The following is a 3,219-nucleotide window of genomic DNA, read 5'->3' as shown; positions in this document are numbered from 1 at the left end:
TACGTTATCCGTGACGCTCGATGAGAAAGAATCCGAAGAGATTGGCGAAGGGTTCAGAGACCATCAGCCGCCCGAAGACTTTCTCTCGTACTTGAAGAGAAGCATAAAAAAGAGCGAGAACCCCCTGGTCGTGGGTAACATCGAGCAGTCTTCCAGCTGATGATTGCATTACATACAGAAGATAATTTCCCTTACCGGAATCCCCAGAGAAGTTTGGTGTTGAATCTATACCAGAGGATCGTTACTCTGATTACACTATGGCTTCCCGCTGTGAAAGACCATAGGTCGCAATTCGCGGGGGCCTCCGATTCAATATGCTTGCACACGGTAGTTTGGAAAGAGCCCTCTCCTCAATGAAGTCTGGAAATCTCTGAGAAACTTTTGCATCAGCTATGGGTTAACCTTCTGTATGACTACTTTTTTTGTGGAAGTGATGATCTTTCGGCTGTTTCTGGCTTATAGCTGTCGAACCGGGACTACTCTAGAGAATGCATCTGGCGTAGTGGTCCTCGCCAATCTTCTTGATCTCCGGTATCTGCGTAGAACACGTTTCTCTGGCGAACGGACAGCGTGGGTGGAAGCGGCAACCGCCGGGAGGGTCGATTAGCGAGGGGATGTCTCCTCCGGTTGTCAGTGGTTTACGCTTGAGTCCAATTTCAGGAGCTGGAGCGGCCGATTTCAACAGTCTCGTATACGGGTGAAAGGAGTTGTTTATCACTTCTTCTGCCGGACCGATCTCCATGATCATGCCGGCATACATGACTATTATCCTGTCGCTCATATAACGGGCGCCTGCGAGATCATGAGTTATGTATATGAAGGATACTCCATGTCGCTCTTTGAGGTTTAGCATCATGTTCATAATGCTCATCCTGTTGGATACGTCGAGCATTGAAGTGGGCTCGTCGGCCAGAATGAGGTCTGGCTCGACAGAGAAGGCTCTTGCGATATTCACCCTTTGTCTCTGACCGCCAGATAGTTCATGGGGAAACTTGCGAGTGAACTGCTCCGGCGGCTCAAGGCCTACCTGAGTGAGTATGTTGTCTACCATTTCCTGTACCGATCTCTTTTCTTTCGCAATCTTGTGAATAATGAACGGCCGTTCCATAATCCCGCCTATCGTTCTTGTCGGATTCAATGCTCCGAAAGGGTCCTGAAATATCATCTGGACCCTCTTGTGGTGTTTCAGCTCTTCTTTTCGTGACATGCTGCCGCTCAGTTCTCTTCCTTCAAAAGCTACTCTGCCTGCCGTTTGTCTGTAGATCCTGCTTATTACGTTTGCAGTTGTAGTTTTTCCGCTGCCGGACTCTCCAACTATCGCGAGCACTTCCCCTCTTCGCAGAGAAAAAGACACGTCGTCCATTGCATGAACAACCTTTCCACGCATTCTGAAAGAGTTCAGGGGGAAGTGTTTGTTGACTCCTTCAAGAACCAGGATATTCTCGTTCACCAGTCCTCAGCTCCTTTGTGAAGAAAACAAGCGACGCTGTGGCGGTCGCCGATTCTCTCCAGTAAGGGACAGGACTCTCTGCAAATGGGCATCACCTGTGGACAACGAGGGTGAAATCTGCAGCCCTCAGGCGGATTCAAAAGGTCTGGAGGCTTTCCTTCGATTCCGCCCATCCGTTCTATCTTGTCTGTGAGGGACGGGAAGGAGTTCATAAGGCCTTTCGTGTATGGATGCAGGGGCCGACTGAATAGAGATTCCGAGGATCCGTACTCCACGATCTTACCCGCGTACATGATGGCCAAAGTGTCACTGATCTCCACAAGCAATGAGAGATCGTGGGTGATGAATATTACCGAAAATCCCAGAGTCTTCCTAAGCTCCTGTATCTTCTCGATTATCGTTCGCTGCACAACAACATCCAGCGCCGTTGTCGGTTCATCCATTATGATCAATTCGGGGTTCAGGATCAGAGCCATCGCAATCATGACCCTCTGTTTCATTCCTCCCGAAAGCTGATGAGGGTATGAGTTGAACCTATCTCTAGGAATGTCTACCAGCTTCAACACTTCAATAGCCCTGTCGCGAGCGTTTGATTGCGACGCTTCTCCGTGGGCATGTATTGCATCAATGAGCTGCTCACCGACTGAAAGAACCGGGTTTAGTGCATTCATGGCAGACTGGAACGCCATCGAAATATCGACCCATCGGATCTTCTTCATCTGCTCCTCATTGAGTTTCACCAGATCGGTGCCCTCGAAAATCAAACTGCCGCTTTCTATAGTGGCGTTATCTTTGAGAAGTCTCATGATCGCATAGGCCAGAGTTGATTTTCCACATCCCGATTCGCCGGCAATGCCCAGGAAGCCACCTCTATCGAGGTCAAACGAGACGTCGTCCACAGCATGGACAAAGCCGCTCTTGATTCTGTAACCGGCCACAAGATCCTTGCACTGAAGTAAAGGAGTCATCTCGCTTCTATCCAACTCAATCATCTCTTTCTTAGTTTGGGATTGGAGATCTCGTCGATGGCAAAATTCATGAGCGCAAACGAAGTCCCGATTAAAGCTATGCAGATACCCGGAGGGAGGAACCACCACCACGCGCCCGACAGAAGAGCTCCGCTGTTTTGAGCCCAGTATAGGATCGTTCCCCAGCTCACTATCGAGACATTGCCTAGTCCCAAGAACTCAAGAGTGGCCTCTCCCATGATCGCCGCCATTGTCGACGTAAAAAAGGAAGCCATTACAAGTGAAATCATGTTGGGCAGAATCTCCCTGAAAACTATGTAGAGGGGCTTCTCACCAAGGACTCTTGACACCCTGACGAAATCCCTGTTCTTAAGACTGACAACTTGGGAGCGGAGTATCCTTGTAGGCCAGGGCCAGCTTGTGAGTCCAAGTATAAGGACGATTGGAATAACTCCCCTGACCGTTATATACGCGGCAATGACTATCATCAGCGGGAGGCTCGGGATGACAAGGAAGACGTTTGTAAACAGAGAGATGATGTCATCCACAATGCCCCCGAAATACCCGGCCACAAGCGCGAGTGTGAGGGCGAGAGCAGTAGTGAACAGTCCTGTTACAAGCCCTACGGAAAGTGTGATTCTCGTTCCGTAAACCATCTGAGAAAAGAGATCCTGCCCGGCCTTCGTCGTTCCGAGCAAGTGTTCTCTTGAGGGTTTTGCATTTAGCGGGAGTTTTGTTGTGACTTTCTCATATGTGGTCGCAATCGATTGAGTGTAGACTCTTCGTTCTGTGAATTCATCG

The 3,219-nt window shown here is 49.5% G+C and carries 3 protein-coding genes; all 3 read right to left on the bottom strand.

Features of this window, described 5'->3' with window-relative positions; genetic code table 11:
* Window positions 1-481 precede the first annotated feature (481 nt).
* Complete coding sequence (locus tag ENN47_07795) at window positions 482-1,450, bottom strand: ABC transporter ATP-binding protein (protein ID HDP78070.1); 969 nt, start codon at window positions 1,448-1,450, stop codon at window positions 482-484.
* The gene (locus tag ENN47_07790) at window positions 1,447-2,418 is read right to left on the bottom strand and encodes an ABC transporter ATP-binding protein (protein ID HDP78069.1); all 972 of its coding nucleotides are present in this window, start codon (window positions 2,416-2,418) and stop codon (window positions 1,447-1,449) included. Before ENN47_07790 ends, ENN47_07795 begins: the two co-directional genes overlap by 4 nt.
* Window positions 2,419-2,438: 20 nt before the next feature.
* A partial coding sequence (locus tag ENN47_07785) for an ABC transporter permease (protein ID HDP78068.1) occupies window positions 2,439-3,219 on the bottom strand: 781 nt, incomplete at its 5' end.

The sequence above is a fragment of the Mesotoga infera genome, from assembly GCA_011045915.1.
GTDB classification, from domain to species: Bacteria; Thermotogota; Thermotogae; order Petrotogales; family Kosmotogaceae; genus Mesotoga; species Mesotoga infera_D.
Note: the sequence above shows the minus strand (reverse complement) of the source record. Positions and strands in the feature narration are given on the sequence as shown.

Bases quoted from the DNA above. Each gene is read 5' to 3' on its own strand.
- ENN47_07790 (HDP78069.1), bottom strand. From the start codon at position 2,418: ATGACTCCTTTACTTCAGTGCAAGGATCTTGTGGCCGGTTACAGAATC.